This is a genomic window from Agromyces bauzanensis (genome assembly GCF_014645655.1).
In the GTDB taxonomy this organism is placed as follows: Bacteria; Actinomycetota; Actinomycetes; order Actinomycetales; family Microbacteriaceae; genus Agromyces; species Agromyces bauzanensis.
Genome location: NZ_BMMD01000034.1, coordinates 1 through 14,437 on the forward strand (window position 1 = coordinate 1; position 14,437 = coordinate 14,437).

At 66.0% G+C, this 14,437-nt stretch carries 12 protein-coding genes, 1 tRNA gene and 3 pseudogenes; 5 read left to right on the plus strand and 11 right to left on the minus strand.

What is annotated here, in order from left to right; all coding sequences use genetic code 11:
• The first annotated feature begins 220 nt into the window (after positions 1-220).
• Complete coding sequence (locus IEX31_RS17470) at positions 221-382, plus strand: hypothetical protein (RefSeq protein WP_188744678.1); 162 nt, start codon at positions 221-223, stop codon at positions 380-382.
• Positions 383-567: 185 nt separating this feature from the next.
• Here IEX31_RS17470 and IEX31_RS17475 read toward each other — a convergent pair.
• From IEX31_RS17475 to IEX31_RS19695, 7 genes and pseudogenes are all read right to left on the minus strand, one after another.
• Positions 568-654: transfer RNA gene (locus tag IEX31_RS17475), tRNA-Gly, on the minus strand.
• 94 nt (positions 655-748) lie between these two features.
• A pseudogene (locus tag IEX31_RS19135) lies at positions 749-1,091 on the minus strand (hypothetical protein).
• 2 nt (positions 1,092-1,093) lie between these two features.
• The gene (locus tag IEX31_RS17480) at positions 1,094-1,555 is read right to left on the minus strand and encodes a YebG family protein (protein WP_188744679.1); all 462 of its coding nucleotides are present in this window, start codon (positions 1,553-1,555) and stop codon (positions 1,094-1,096) included.
• A 9-nt stretch (positions 1,556-1,564) separates the two neighbouring features.
• The gene (locus tag IEX31_RS19140; RefSeq protein ID WP_229662473.1) at positions 1,565-2,422 is read right to left on the minus strand and encodes a hypothetical protein; all 858 of its coding nucleotides are present in this window, start codon (positions 2,420-2,422) and stop codon (positions 1,565-1,567) included.
• 73 nt (positions 2,423-2,495) lie between these two features.
• A pseudogene (locus IEX31_RS17490) lies at positions 2,496-4,891 on the minus strand (phosphoketolase family protein).
• 5 nt (positions 4,892-4,896) lie between these two features.
• Positions 4,897-7,488 carry a heavy metal translocating P-type ATPase gene (locus IEX31_RS17495; RefSeq protein ID WP_188744681.1) on the minus strand — a complete coding sequence of 864 codons (2,592 nt, stop codon included), beginning with the start codon at positions 7,486-7,488 and terminating at the stop codon, positions 4,897-4,899.
• 132 nt (positions 7,489-7,620) lie between these two features.
• Positions 7,621-8,094, minus strand: coding sequence for a DUF6153 family protein (locus IEX31_RS19695; RefSeq protein WP_373285547.1), 474 nt, complete (start codon positions 8,092-8,094; stop codon positions 7,621-7,623).
• Between the two features lie 151 nt (positions 8,095-8,245).
• Between IEX31_RS19695 and IEX31_RS17500 the strand changes: the two genes are divergently transcribed.
• Together IEX31_RS17500 and IEX31_RS17505 are read left to right on the plus strand one after the other, a co-directional pair.
• Positions 8,246-8,704 (plus strand): hypothetical protein, encoded by a 459-nt coding sequence (locus IEX31_RS17500; protein ID WP_188744682.1) that lies wholly within the window; start codon positions 8,246-8,248, stop codon positions 8,702-8,704.
• A 74-nt stretch (positions 8,705-8,778) separates the two neighbouring features.
• A complete protein-coding gene (locus IEX31_RS17505; protein WP_188744683.1) occupies positions 8,779-10,290 on the plus strand; it encodes a multicopper oxidase family protein in 1,512 nt (503 codons plus the stop codon).
• A gap of 447 nt (positions 10,291-10,737) precedes the next feature.
• Here IEX31_RS17505 and IEX31_RS17510 read toward each other — a convergent pair.
• Positions 10,738-11,331, minus strand: a pseudogene (locus IEX31_RS17510) (transposase); the annotation flags it as partial.
• A gap of 246 nt (positions 11,332-11,577) precedes the next feature.
• Between IEX31_RS17510 and IEX31_RS17515 the strand changes: the two are divergent.
• On the plus strand, positions 11,578-12,123 hold the full coding sequence (locus IEX31_RS17515) for a hypothetical protein (protein WP_188744684.1): 546 nt from the start codon (positions 11,578-11,580) through the stop codon (positions 12,121-12,123).
• Positions 12,124-12,270: 147 nt separating this feature from the next.
• Here IEX31_RS17515 and IEX31_RS17520 read toward each other — a convergent pair whose 3' ends face one another.
• The gene (locus tag IEX31_RS17520; RefSeq protein ID WP_188744685.1) at positions 12,271-12,888 is read right to left on the minus strand and encodes a nuclear transport factor 2 family protein; all 618 of its coding nucleotides are present in this window, start codon (positions 12,886-12,888) and stop codon (positions 12,271-12,273) included.
• Positions 12,774-13,265, minus strand: a complete 492-nt coding sequence (locus IEX31_RS17525) for a winged helix-turn-helix transcriptional regulator (RefSeq protein ID WP_188744686.1) — start codon at positions 13,263-13,265, stop codon at positions 12,774-12,776. The genes IEX31_RS17520 and IEX31_RS17525 overlap by 115 nt, the downstream gene beginning before the upstream one ends.
• 187 nt (positions 13,266-13,452) lie before the next feature.
• Between IEX31_RS17525 and IEX31_RS17530 the strand changes: the two genes are divergently transcribed.
• Positions 13,453-13,848, plus strand: coding sequence for a DeoR family transcriptional regulator (locus IEX31_RS17530; protein WP_188744687.1), 396 nt, complete (start codon positions 13,453-13,455; stop codon positions 13,846-13,848).
• 144 nt (positions 13,849-13,992) lie between these two features.
• Here the strand turns inward: IEX31_RS17530 and IEX31_RS17535 are convergent, their stop codons facing one another.
• Positions 13,993-14,310 (minus strand): hypothetical protein, encoded by a 318-nt coding sequence (locus IEX31_RS17535; protein ID WP_188744688.1) that lies wholly within the window; start codon positions 14,308-14,310, stop codon positions 13,993-13,995.
• Between the last annotated feature and the right edge of the window lie 127 nt (positions 14,311-14,437).

Genomic DNA, 14,437 nt, shown 5'->3' on the forward strand with positions numbered 1-14,437 from the left:
CGTCATCCCACCCAACTACCATCGCTACGGGTGTCTCCGATGCTGTGAGACAGCGCGTCCACGATGTCATGAGATCGTGTGTCCACGATGCGTTGAGACAGAACACACGAAGCCATGAGATCCAGCGTCTACGAAGTGACGAGATCCAGTGTCCACGATGTCACGAGATAACACACCAAGTCGCTGGACTACCGGTACCGAAAAGCGCTACGCGCCAACGGTGAGGTTCGGCGAGTCCGGCACGCGTTCAATCTGGCTCGTGCCCGGCCACGATCGGCAGGTGAGCGTGGGGGATCCCCTGTCGACGATCGGCCAGAGGACGATGGCCGCCGCAACCGCCGCCGAGGCGAAGGCAACGCCGGAATTTGTGACCATTAAGTGACTACGAGCGGCGGTTTTCAATCGAAAGTCGCGGGATGCCGGAGGGGTGAAATCCCTGATCAGAGGCCGGTAAAGTGTTCGATCGAGAGATCGTGAGCTGGTTCCTCAGGGCATCCGCTTACCCAGTGGCGAGCAGGGGTGTTTCCAATAGCGCAGAAACTGCCCTTGATCAGGGTATTTACAGAGAGCGGATGACGGGAATCGAACCCGCGCTATCAGCTTGGGAAGCTGAAGTTGTCCAGTAGTGATTCACCCGGTTTCACTCCAACCCACGAGCCCCGGAATCACGGGGGAGTGTGAGCTCGGGTGAACCAACGTGATGCCGATTTTGTGACTATTGAGTGACTACGACGGGCGCACGCGTGGCTCACTTGGTTTCGTTCGGGTGGTGGGTGTGGACCTGCTCGAGGTAGACCACTTGACCCTCGACGTAGAACCATATCCGTGCGTCGCCCTTGGCGGTCGGCTTGTGCTGCCAGCGTTCGTGTCGGACGCCCCCCCCGCGTGATCACTCCGAGCTCTCCGCGGAGGGGATAGTTCGTGGGTGTGTTCGCCAACGGGGTGCGCGTCAGGAAGTCCCAGGCGTCGGTGAGTGGACCGCGGATTGTAGCGCGGAGGTCATTCCAGCCGCGCTGTGCGGACGCACTTGCGAACCGGATCTCGAATTCGCTCTTCTTGGTGGGCCGTTCGACCTTGAGATTTTTCGCCATACTCAGGGACGCTCGGCCGGCTCGCCGTCCTCGAGCCACTCGACGGGCGAGCGACCCAAGCCCGCAGCGAGGGCCGTGGCGGTTTCCTTCCACGCGGTCAGTTCCGCGATCGCAAGGTGGGGCTGTCCGGTTGCGAAGGAAGCGCGAGCGGCATCGACGAGATCCTTGGCGCACTGGACCCGGTCATCCGCACTGAGCGCGAGCATCCAGGGGAAGCTGTTCGACATCCGTTCCGCAAGGGATCCACGGTCATCCGTCGCCACCGCGATCAGTTGTGCAGCGAACTGAAGGAGCTGGTCTCGTGCGTCCGCCTCGCGTTTGGACATGAGCACCAGGTCCTCACCGTCGCGGCGAGTGATCTCAACAGGATGATCTTCGGCCGCGGCGAAGACCTTCGGCGCGAGCCGGCTGAGGTCGGATGACCGGAACGTTCGATCCGGTCGAGGTTCGGTGGCGGCAAGCATGGATCCAGCTTACTTCAGAATACGTTCTGATTTACCAGAAGCTCGAATGTTGTGGGGAGAGGCGGCTGCCCGATGAGATCCGTCGGCTAGCGAGCCGCACGAGCGGCGTCGAAGGAAGTGACAACAATTGGAGGCGTTCGTGGTACCTGGCCTGCATGGAGCGAATTCCTTGTTCGTCAATTGAGAACGCGCCTCGCCATCGCATCCCTCGCCAGTCCCCTGCAGAAGACCGGCACCAGAAGCGTCCACGTTGTGAGCTGATCGAGCCGCGCTTCTCGTGTCTCGGCGATCCATGCGACGTTGGACGCTGCGGTCCCCACCACGGACAGATAGAGCAATGTGATGACGAGCCGCGGGCTCCACTTCATCACCGGGAGCCCCTCGAGGATCAAGGCGGCTGACGCGAGCAATGCGCCACCGATCAAGAACTGCCACGCTGCGCAGCCCTCGCTCGTTGAGCTCTGCGAGGAACAGCTCGTTCTTCCGAGCGGCGAGCCCGGCGATCGTCCAAGCGTCAGGGGAATCTCGCGGCGTCCCCGGCTCGAGCGTGATACCCCGCGAGGCCAGGAACGCTGCGACACCGTCCTCGCGGCTGCGGCCGTCGACATACCGACGATAGTCCTCGTCCGCGTCGAACACCCTGTCGAGGTCTTCGACACCGGCACGCGGGTCGCTGAGTACCGCGTCGAACAGCTTTTCCCAGGCCATGGCATGCATGGACGCGGTGTTCGTGACGACTCCGTCCATATCGAACAGGACCGCGTCGTAGGTGGTCTCGAAGGCATGGGCGGTGGATGCGCCATGTACCGGCGCCAGCTCGCCCGGCAAACGACTGGCAGGTGGGGCTGGCTGGCGACTCGTCATCATGAGACTCGCCTCCGGTCGAGTCGGGGAGCGCGTGCGTCGCATTGGCACTCCATCCGGCTCATCCTCGGGTTCATCAGCTGGTGGCCTGTTCTCGGTCGGTGTCGGATGTCGCTGCGTTCCAGACCCAGTCCAGGATCTCGGGCATGTCCTGGCCGTGTTCTCTGATGTAGATGGAGTGGCGGATGAGGTCGTTGCGGAGCTTCTCGCGCACGTGCGCGGACGCGTCGCGCAGGCGTGGGACGCGGTCGATCACGTCGAGGGCCAGATGGAACCGGTCCAGTTCGTTCAGCACGCACATGTCGAACGGTGTGGTGGTGGTGCCTTCCTCCTGGTAACCGTGGACGTGGAGGTTGCCGTGGTTCGCCCGTCGGTAGGTCAGGCGGTGGATCAGCGACGGATACCCGTGGTAGGCGAAGACGACGGGCGTATCCGTCGTGAACAGCGCATCGAAATCCTGGTCGGAAAGGCCGTGCGGGTGCGCCCGTTGATCCTGCAGCCGGAGCAGGTCCACGACGTTCACGACGCGTATGAGCAGGTCGGGGAAGGCGGATCGGAGGATGGTCACGGCCGCGAGCGTCTCCAAGGTCGGCACGTCGCCGGCGCATGCCATCACGACGTCTGGTTTCCGGCCTTGGTCGGTGCTGGCCCAGTCCCAGATCCCGATGCCCTTGGTGCAGTGCTCGATCGCCTGCTCCATGTCGAGGAACTGTGGCTGCGGTTGCTTGCCGGCGACGATGACGTTCACGTACTGGCGGCTCCGGAGGCAGTGGTCGGCCACCGACAGCAGGGTGTTCGCGTCCGGCGGCAGGTAGACGCGGATGACGTCGGACTTCTTGTTCACGACGTGGTCGATGAACCCGGGATCCTGGTGGGAGAACCCGTTGTGGTCCTGCCGCCAGACGTGGGAGGTCAGCAGGTAGTTGAGGGATGCGATCGGGCGCCGCCAGGGGATGTCGTTCGTGGTCGTCAACCATTTGGCGTGCTGGTTGAACATGGAGTCGATGATGTGGATGAACGCCTCGTAGCAGGAGAAGAAGCCATGCCGGCCGGTGAGCAGATATCCTTCCAGCCAGCCTTGACACGTGTGTTCGGAGAGGATCTCCATCACCCGTCCGTCGGGTGCAAGATGATCGTCCCCGGGGATGGTGGCTGCGTTCCACGCACGATTGGTCACGTCAAGCACGGCGCTCAGTCGGTTGGAATTGTTCTCGTCGGGTGCGAACACGCGGAAGTTGTCCATGTTCTGGGCCATCACGTCGCGAAGGAGCACGCCGAGGGCGTGCGTGGATTCCGCGTTCGACGCTCCCGGCTCGACGACGGGGACCCCGTATTCACGGAAGTCGGGCATCCGCAGGTCCCGCAGCAGGCCGCCCCGTTGCTGTGCGGGTTCGAGCTCATGCGCCGCGTTCCCGACGGGTGAAGTGACGATATGGCCGGAACGGGAGCACCGCTCTCATCGAACAATTCTTCGGGTCGGTAGCTACGCAGCCATCGCTCCAGGACGTCGCGGTGCGAGTCGTTCTCGCGTGCCTCGGCGAAGGGCACCTGGTGTGAACGCCACGTCCCTTCGACCTTGTTGCCGTCGACCTCGGCCGGGCCGGTCCATCCCTTGGGTGAACGCAACACGATCATCGGCCAGAGGGGCCGCTCGACTTGCCCTTCCTCCCGTGCCCGGCGCTTGATCTCCTCGATCTCGTCGAGGCATGCATCGAGTGCGCGGGCGAAGGCCTGATGCATCTGCGCCGGGTCGTCTCCCTCCACGTAGTGCGGGGTGTGGCCGAAACCGCGTAGGAGATGGTCCAACTCTTTCGGGCTGATCCTCGCCAGAACGGTCGGGTTCGCGATCTTGTAGCCGTTCAGATGCAGGATCGGCAGGACGGTCCCATCCCGCTGCGGATCCACGAACTTGTTCGACTGCCAGCTCGCCGCCAACGGCCCCGTCTCGGCCTCGCCATCGCCGACCACCGCTGCGACGATGAGATCCCGGTTGTCGAATGCAGCCCCGTAGGCGTGGGAGAGCGCATATCCCAGCTCGCCGCCCTCATGGATGGAGCCGGGGGTCTCGGGTGCAACATGGCTGGGGATGCCGCCAGGGAAGGAGAACTGCCGGAACAGGCGCCGCATCCCCTTGGCGTCCCGGGTGATGTCCGGGTACGTCTCCGTGTAGACGCCCTCTAACCAGGATGCGGCGACGGGCCCGGGGCCTCCATGGCCGGGACCCATGACGTAGATCATGTCGAGGTCGCGTGCCATGATCGCCCGGTTGAGGTGGGCGTAGATGAAGTTCAGTCCGGGAGTCGTGCCCCAGTGACCGAGCAGTCTCGGCTTGATGTGCTCAGGCTCGAGGGGCTCGCGCAGCAGCGGATTGTCCATGAGGTAGATCTGCCCGACCGACAGGTAGTTGGCCGCGCGCCACCAGGCGTTGATTCTGTTCAGTTGCGCTTGATCGAGGACCGGCCTGGTCGACATGGAGGTCATGAGTCGGCTCCCTTCGTCGATTCGGTGACCGGGGCGGGTGTGACGGGCTCCGGGTGGGGACGTGCCGGCGATGCGGCGGTCGGAGCGGCAGGAAGGCGCAGTCGCTTCAGCAGCAGTGCGTTCACTGCGACGATCACGCTCGATCCCGACATCGAGATCGCCGCGATCTCGGGGCTGAGCGCGATCCCGAAAGCGGGGTAGAAGACGCCGGCGGCGATGGGCAGCGCGATGGCGTTGTAGCCGATCGCCCAGCCGAGGTTCTGCCGCATCTTCCGTACCGTGCCCTTGCCGATGCGCAGCGCGATCGGCACGTCGAGCGGGTCGGAACGCATGAGCACGACGTCGGCGGTCTCGATGGCGACGTCGGTGCCGGCGCCGATCGCGATGCCGAGGTCGGCCTGCGCGAGGGCGGGTGCGTCGTTCACGCCGTCGCCGACCATTGCGACCTTCTTGCCCGCCTGCTGCAGTTCGGCGATCTTGGCCGACTTGTCCTCGGGGAGGACCTCGGCGATGATCGTGTCGATGCCGAGCTGTTGCCCGATGCGCTGGGCGGTGGGGGTGTTGTCGCCGGTGAGCATCACGACTTCGACCCCCAGGTCGTGCATGGCGGTGATCGCGGCCGCCGCCGTTTCCCGGGGGGCGTCGGCGAGGGCGATGATGCCGACGGCGGTGCCGTCGACGGCCACGATGATGGCGGTGCGGCCGGTGCTCGCGAGTGCCTGCTGCTGTTCGGCAACACTGGTGCTGTCGACGCCCTCGGCGTCCATGAGGCGTGTGTTGCCGAGCAGCACCCGGTGGCCTTCGACCGTTGAGACGGCGCCCTGCCCGGTGATGTTGTGGAACGATTCCGCCGAGACGCGTCTCGCACCGCGCTGCTCGGCGTAGGCGACGACGGCCATAGCGAGCGGATGCTCCGACTCCCGCTCCGCTGCCGCGGCGAGTGCGAGCAGCTCGAGCCCGTCGTAGCCGAACGAGATGTAGTCGGTGACCTCCGGCTCGCCCTTGGTGAGCGTGCCGGTCTTGTCGAGGACGACCGTGTCGATGCTCGCCCCCGACTCGATCGCCGACGCATTCTTGAACAGCACGCCGCGCTTGGCACCCAGGCCCGTGCCGACCATGATCGCGGTCGGAGTGGCCAGCCCGAGGGCGTCGGGGCAGGTGATGACCACGACCGTGATCGCGAACAGAAGCGCCGCCTGGAAGGTGGCACCGACAAGCAACCACACCCCGAAGACGAGGGTGCCGCCGATGAGTGCGACCAGCACCAGCCAGAACGCGGCCCGGTCGGCGAGTCGCTGCCCGGGCGCCTTGGAGTTCTGCGCCTCCTGCACGAGCGCGACGATCTGCGCCAGAGCCGTGTCGGCGCCGACCTTCGTGGCACGCACCCGGAGGGTTCCGGTGGTGTTCACGGTCGCTCCGATGACCTCGTCGCCCGGCGTCTTGACGACTGGGAGGCTCTCGCCGGTCACCATGGACTCGTCGATCTCGGAGTCGCCGTCCGCGACGACGCCATCCGTGGGGACCTTCGCCCCGGGCCGCACGAGCATCAGGTCGCCGGGGATGATCTCAGATGTCGGCACCTCGATGGCCTCGCCGTCGCGGAGGACGACCGCGCGCGGTGGCGCGAGCTCGAGCAGCGTGCGGATGGCGTCGTTTGCGCCACCACGAGCGCGCATCTCGACCCAGTGCCCGAGGAGCACGAAGGCTGCGAGTACCGTCGCGGCTTCGTAGAAGACCTCGCCGCCGCCGGTGAGCGTGATGACCACGCTGTAGATCCACCCTGCCCCGATACCCACCGCGACGAGCACCATCATGTCGAGGGTTCGCGCGCGGAGCGCCCGGTAGGCGCCGTCGAAGAAGATCCAGGCGGAGTAGAAGATGACGGGCAGCGACAGGATGAGCGAGAAGACGTCATCCCGCAGCCCGAACGGTGCCGGCACGGTGAGCCCGAACACGTCGCGACCGATCGGAGACCACAACACGATCGGGATGGACAGGATCGCGGCGACGAGGAACCGGTTCCGCATGTCGCGGACCATCTCGTCCATGGACGCCCCGCCGTGGTGACCTCCATGACCCATCATCTCCTGTGCCGTCCGCGGGGCCTCCTCGTGGGCCGCATGGGCGGCCGGGGCAGCAGTGACGTCCTGCCCGACCGCCGCGCCGTGATCGTGGCCGCCGTGATCGTGAGCGGGTGGCGCTTCCGGGACAGGTTCGGCCACAGCCGGCCCATGCGTCGCATGCTCGTGTGCGGAGTGCATCGTGTGGTCACTCACCATGTGGTCATGCGCAGCGTGGGCGCCGGTGTCGGATTCGGTCACCCGATTCGCCGGCTCCGCCATCGGGTCGCAGATGTGACCGGGCACCGATTGGCCGGCGCAATGGAACCCGCAGTCCTCGACCCAGGTGCGCAGTTCCGCGACGTTCGTCGTATCGGGGTCATACGAGACGTTGGCGGTCTGCGAGACGGGGTTGGCTTCGACGCTGATCACTCCCGGCCGTCGCATGAGTACGGCCTCCGCGATGGCCTTCGATGACGCCCATTGCACGCCCGAGACCTCGAGTACGACCGATTGCGTGTGGTTCATGAGCAGTGCATCCCTTCGTCGCTGCGCCGACTGAGGGTCAGTGCGGCTTCGGCATGTGAGCTACCACGTTCGAACTGTCGGGGGTCGCCAAGGGGGAGGGACGCGTATGCGCGTCGCCCGGGCGTGGCCGAATCACGTCAGACTGATCGAGAGTGATTCGAGCGTGGGAGCAAGGCGAAGCGAGAACGTCCCAGCGCGTGGGAGGAGTCTGCGTAGTCCGTCGCGGGGCGGTGTCCGCGATTGCCCGAGCGCGGAGCCGACGAGCACGAAGCCCGCCGTCAGGAGCGCGAGAATGCACGCTATGATTGCGGAGTCGTGCGTGTCGTCGCACGGCCCACTACACCCGATCGAAGCCACCGTGGACCCGTGTTCCAAGGCCGTCGCTGCAGCCATCGGAGCAGTCCCGCTCAGCGCTTGCGACCCGAAACCGTTGGCGGCGGCGTTTGCTCCGTCTTGGGAGTTCGCCACCGAGTGCATCATGAGAATGCCGAGCAACAGGGCACCGACCGCCAGCAGGGTGACGAGGAGTCGCCGAGCAGCACGACCGCCCGGCGCGACACACCGACTGACGTCAGATATCGTCACCGCGGCCACCTCCCAGCGCACATCGACAGGACCACGATAGCGTCACAGTGCCGAAGGCGTCTTTCAGATAACTCTCCGACACAGTTATACCACCTGGGGGTATCGTTGAAGCCGAGGAGGAGCAACGATGATGCGATTCACAGCCGGGGTATCACGCCCAAGCACGGCGTCTGTGCGCGCTGCCCTCATCTCATTGGTGGCACTGGCGGCGGTGATTGTCGCACTCGTCCTGATGCACGGCATGAGCGGCACCCACACTGCGGTGGCGCACACGGCCGCGGCTCCCGTGGCGACGGCCGTGTCCAGCATCGCCGGTCCGACCGCCGGTCACGAGGCAGACGACCGCGTTGCCGGCGCACTTGGGGAGACTGGCAGTGCCTCGGTGCTCCACGCATCGGTCTTTCTGGGCCCTGCGTCGACGGTCCTGACGGAGGCTGGCGGTGCACCCTGGCTGTGGCTGGCCACGCTGTGTCTGTTCATTGTTGTTTCACTGGCCCTGGTGCTGCGTGTGATGGGGTCGCGCCGTGACCTCTCCGCGCGCCCCGCTCCCGGGAGGAGCGCGGCGAGCGCGGCGAGTGCGTTGGTCCGGGCCATCCCGCTCCGCCTCGCGATCTCGATCGATCGTAGATAGGCGCGACGACGGCGCACTCGTGCGCCCTCCGTTCGACCCATCTGGCAACCCATCGATCGAAAGACTTCCTTCTCATGACCGAACGACCATTCCTCAACGCGCCCATGACGCGTCGCGCCGTTCTCGGCGCCGGACTTGCCGGCGCCGCGACCGTCCTGTTCGCCGCGTGCACTCCATCGCCGCGGTACATCTCTCCGACGGCCGCGGCGGTCGGCAGCGCCGAGGCCGCCTGGAACTCCACTGGACGCATCGTCGCAACGTCACTGCACGCGCAGACGGCCACACTCGATCTCGCCGGGACTCCGGCTTCGACGTGGAGCTTCGGCTCGATTCCCGCTCCCGTCATCCGCGCGAGCGTCGGCGACACCATCGAAGCGACCCTTGCCAACGGGTTGCCTGAAGAGACCACCATCCACTGGCACGGCGTCGCTCTGCGCAACGACATGGACGGCGTTCCCGGCGTCACCCAGACGTCGGTCGCGGCCGGCGACGAGCTCACCTACCGCTTCATCGCGCCTGACGCCGGCACCTACTGGTTCCACCCGCACGTGGGCACCCAACTCGACCGCGGCCTGTACGGCGCCCTGATCATCGAGGACCCGAACGAGCCCCTCGCCTACGACGAGGAGTGGGTCGTCATCTTCGACGACTGGCTCGACGGAGTGACGGCAACCCCGCCCGAGGTGCTCGAGGAACTTCGCGGCGGCATGGCACCCATGGAGGGCATGGAGGGCATGGTCATGCCGATGGGCAACATGCTCATGGGCACGAACTCGGACCTCCTCGGCGGCGACTCCGGCGACGTGTTCTACCCGCACTACCTCGTCAACGGTCGGCCGGCCAGGGACCCGGAGACCTACACGTCACGGCCAGGGATGCGCGTGCGCATTCGCATGATCAACGCGGGATCCGACACTGCATTCCGGGTTGCGCTGGGCGGCCATCGGCTGACCATCACCCACTCCGACGGGTTCCCGGTCCAGCCGACCGAGGTGGACGGTGTGCTCCTGGGAATGGGCGAGCGCCACGACGTGCTCGTCACTTTGGCAGACGGGGTGTTTCCCCTCGTCGCGGAAGCCGAGGGCAAGGCCGAACGCGCGTTCGCCCTCGTTCGCACCGGGGCCGGGGCGGCGCCGGAGTCGAACGTGGTGCTGCCCGAACTGCGGCGGAACATCGGCGTCGGAAGTGCCCTCCGGGCCGTCGACAGCGTCGCCCTCGCCGGCAAGGCACCCGACAGGGAGATCAACGTGAAGTTGACCGGCTCGATGCAGGACTTCGACTGGGCCTTCGACGGCGTGTCGTTCGACCCCGCCGAGATCGAACGCAACACCCGCGGCATCCGGTCGGGTGAGCGGGTGCGTGTGAGATTTGAGAACACGACCACCATGTGGCACCCGATCCACCTGCACGGCCACACCTTCCAGCTGCTCGACGGAGGCCCACGGAAGGACACCTCGATCGTGCTGCCGGGCGAGACTCTGACCGTCGACTTCGATGCCAACAATCCCGGACGGTGGTTGTTCCACTGCCACAACATCTACCACGCCGAGGGGGGAATGACCGGGCTGATCTCGTACGAGGCTTGACCGACTGAGCCGCGGCCGCCTTCAGCGAGGCGGCCGCGGCTCAATCTGACGCCGCACTGAAGTCGACGTGTTGCAACGACTGGTCGAACTCGCTCTGATTACCCGCCGACTATGCGGTTTTCCCTTCCACGGAGGACGAGGCAGCGGACCTGGGGGGCGGCCGGACTCGGCGCTGGGGCTTCCCTCCGGCCATGCCGGGGTGTTCAGCAGTTGTGAGTGAGGCCCCATCCCGCCTTGCCCTGATGCATGCCCGGGTTGGGCCTCCCGTCGAAGCCCATCATCTGAGCGCACATCCGCAAGTGCTGGCCGAAATCGGCGTTCGAGTTCGCTCCGAGAGCAGGGCTTGTTCCAAGCGTTGCGGCACCGGCCGGGGATAATACGATCGCGATGGCTCTCCAGATCTGTCCCACGACGCTCCTCCAAAGGACCGAACGGCGGCCCAAAATGGACCTCCCGGTTCGCGAGTTCGGAGCACACCGTCGCCCAGAACTTCGCGCCCTCGGTGGCCTGCACCCAGATCCCCAGGACGTGCTTGATCCCGTCCATGTCGACGCCGACGGCGATGTGCGCGGCCTTGTTCCGCACGTGCCCGCCGTCACCCACGACGCCTCGGCAGTCATCCAACGTGACGGGTAACACGGCGTAGAGCGAGATGATCATCCCGTCCAGCCCATCCAGCCGCCGCTGCCCCTTCGGGACCAGCATCGGGGTGAAGGTGCCGTTCCGGTCCCGCGGAACCGCGAGCTCGATATCACCGAGCTCGGTCGCGACCGTCTTCGTGCTCACGCCGTTGCGGGAGTTCGGGTACAACGGCGCCTCCGCGTCGCCGCGGTCGTACCCGACATGCTCGGTCAGTTCCGCGTCCAAGCCCCGCTCCAACGCCGCCTTCAGCATCCCGCCCAACAGGCCCTGCTCACCCGTCAGCGGCTCGCCCGCATCGATCTTCGCGAAGATCTCATCCATCGCGCCCGACGCCTTCAACTGGTCCGCGAGCTCCTTCTGCCGCCGGCGACGCTCCTCGCGCTCCGGACTGATAGCCATGGTCTCCATAATGTTCTCCTTCGAGGTGAACCTCACCCCTTACACAGACCATCTGACGTAGCCCGCGACCCGCTCCCTGCCCGTCCCGGGCACGACCTGAAGCAGGACTCGGAGTACATCCGCCACGGCACCTGCTCGGCGTCGTACTACTTCGGCCCCGACGAGGCGACCCAGTTCCTGCTCTCCTTCGACGCGGCCGCGTTCCTGCAACGCCTGGAGGCCGCAGGCTTCTCGAGCACTCACTGGGTGTTCAACCAGACCCCTGCGACCCAGCTCGAAGCGGCCACCCGGTCGGAGTTCACGTACCACGGGAATCAGCTCAACTCGCCATGGCGCTGGATCGAGCGCCGCGCGCTGATCAACTTCTCCAAGCCGGTCGCGTCATCAGGGGCGGGACAACGCGGCTACCTGCTGTCGAACGAGGACGGCCTGCCGGCTGTGGGCGAGATCGGCATGGCGACTGAGTTCGACTCCGGTGACGGCGGCGGTTTCCGAAGTGACCTCCAGTACGTCGCGCTCGGGTGGGACAACAGTCTCGCCAACCTGTGCGCCCTCGCGTTCTTCCACCGGATCCCGGGCAGCGACAAGCCGGCCGAGATGTTCCGGCGATATCGAATCGCCTCGACCGACTACTTGTACAAGGCACGCAACGGCTACCACAGCTACTCGAACGGCAAGCCCCGCGGCTTTCAGTACGAGGCCGACCTGCACGACGCGACCGGCTACTGGTGGCATCGAGACCTCTGGCTCGTCGGCTCCACCGACGCCTTCGCGCCCTGCAGCTGGGTGTGACGACGGACGTGCGTCTGACGCCGGAATCGAAAGCCCCCGTATAGCGTGCAACGCCCATGGGCGTGGGCGTCGGGAAGGCGGCGAGCATCCGGGTGGGGTCGCTGGCACCGGCTGGGTCCGCCAGATCAGACGGAGGCGAACACCCGGTCAGTGGATGGAGCCACCGCGGGTGCGGGCCGGGTCAGCGAGAGGCATGAACACGCGATCACCGCTGGCGACGACCGTGTCCGGTAACGCGCTCGCAGCACCGAGCAGCAACGACGTCGCACGAAGGCCGCGGCGTCGCGCGACCCGCGGCGCGAGTCCGCGGAGCAGATGCGTGATCGCTGGCAGTGGGCGCATCATGATCGTGACATGTCGAATCAGGCCGCGTTCGAGATCGAGGAACTGGGTCTCCTCCAGGTCGAGCTTGCCCACCGTGCCACGGGCACGGAGCACGACGAGATCGCCCTGCCGTAGCTCCGCTGCGAACCGGATGCCGGTGAACACCTCGAAGACGCCAGTAAGCAGTTCTTCTACGTCGTTCCGCCCGCGGAAGGCGAACCGGTCGGTAAGGGGAGAGACCAGCTTGACGTCGTCGGCCAGCGCCTCAGCGGCGACGTGGGCATCCCCGCTTTCGACGCCCTCGCGCCAGCGTTCGACCATGTCGTTCACGCCGCCCCCAACCGTTCGGCCATGACGATGGTGCCCGGAGCCGATCGGCCACCCGGTCCGGCGAAAGGCGTCAGGCTGTCCGTGGTGATCGGCCTGCCGCACGAGCTGCACGTCACGTGCGCCTCCACGACGCTGCCGCAGTCGTGACGGAACACGATCGGCGGTCCCTCGGGCGCGCGCCAACGGTCGCCCCACATCGTGAGCGCGACGAGCACGGGCACCAGATCACGCCCTGCCTCGGTGAGCAGGTACCGTGACCGCGGCGGCCGGTCGGAGTAGCTGACGCGATCGAGGATGCCGCGGGCAACGAGATGCTCGAGGCGCGCCGAAAGGAGTGCGCGCGAGATGCCGAGGTCGCGGGTGATCTCTTCGAACGTGTCGATGCCGAGGTGAACGTCCCGGATCACGAGCGGGGACCACGAATCGCCCACGACATCGAGCGCGCGTGCGAGCGAGCAATGGAACTCGGCGAACGAGGAACGAGGCACAGCCGAAGCCTACTCCGTTCAGATTCTGAATGCACCCTCCGCGATTCGCGTCTCATCGTGCCTATCGTGCTTATCCGCGATTGAATCCTCACCGACCGACCATGGGATCAAGGGATACTGTCGGAACAGTTGGTCCGAGTTCGGGTGCGTGGTGACGTTGAGAGGGTCAGTCCCGAGGAGGAAGTAGATGTCGAAGGCGACCGAGCGTCGACGGAGCGAGATCGTGTCGCTGCTCGAGGTCGAAGGGTCCGTGACCATTCAGGCCGTCGCGCAGCGGTTCGACGTGTCGATCATGACGGCACGGCGGGATGCGGAGCTCCTGGTGGAAGAAGGCCGAGTCCGCCGGCTGCATGGGCGACTTGAACTCGCGGGAGAGGTACGCGCATCATCTCGCGATTCTACGTCCCCCCGAAGATTGACCGGAGCGACTTCTCGTCACGTCTCGACGCCCTCGGCGGCGGTGCCCAAGCCTCTTGAGCACGACCGGCCGAGCCATAGGACTTCGAAAACCGGGTCGGGGTGCGGCATGATGACCGCATGGCAGCATTCGGCGGCGCCGGTACTGACCGCGCATTCAGCCTGAATCCACCGAGTCGGTTGTCTCGCAGTGGGTTGGCGCTGAGTCGCGCAGCGACGGCGAGCACGCCGTGGTTGGGCGTGGCTGATCGGCCAGCCCGCGCTGGCTTTTCCACTTGAGTTTCCGTTCGGGCCTGTCGGGGCGTGTTGGTCAGGTGGTGGCGGCCGCGGGTGGCCCGGTGCCGGTCGCGAGAGCCCAGAGCCTGATCCACGCGTCACGCCAGGGCCAGTGGGCGGGTAGGTGCATGACTTGTCGGCGTCCGGTGGACGCGATCCTGGCCGGGGTTGCGGTCACGATCCGCATCAGTGTGGCCATGCGTGCGGCCGCCATCCCGGCGGCGGTCGCGGCGGCGCGGGAGATGTTGAACGCGATCACCGCGAAGCCCAGCCAGGCCGCGTTCGCGGAGAACACGCCGGAGGGCAGGTGCGCGAGCGGCCCGCCCTTGAGTTCGCCGATGACCTGCTCCACGTTATGCCGACGTCGGCATAAAATCGATTATCTTGATGTCGGAGTTATGCCGATGTTGTGCGGGAGCGCCTGATCAGGGGCATGTTCGGGTCGGATAGTTCGGCATAACTAGAGGTTCTCGAGGAAG

Bases quoted from the DNA above. Each gene is read 5' to 3' on its own strand.
- IEX31_RS17480 (WP_188744679.1), bottom strand. From the start codon at position 1,555: ATGCTTGCCGCCACCGAACCTCGACCGGATCGAACGTTCCGGTCATCC.
- IEX31_RS17505 (WP_188744683.1), top strand. From the start codon at position 8,779: ATGACCGAACGACCATTCCTCAACGCGCCCATGACGCGTCGCGCCGTT.
- IEX31_RS19140 (WP_229662473.1), bottom strand. From the start codon at position 2,422: ATGATGACGAGTCGCCAGCCAGCCCCACCTGCCAGTCGTTTGCCGGGC.
- IEX31_RS17530 (WP_188744687.1), top strand. From the start codon at position 13,453: ATGTCGAAGGCGACCGAGCGTCGACGGAGCGAGATCGTGTCGCTGCTC.
- IEX31_RS17495 (WP_188744681.1), bottom strand. From the start codon at position 7,488: ATGAACCACACGCAATCGGTCGTACTCGAGGTCTCGGGCGTGCAATGG.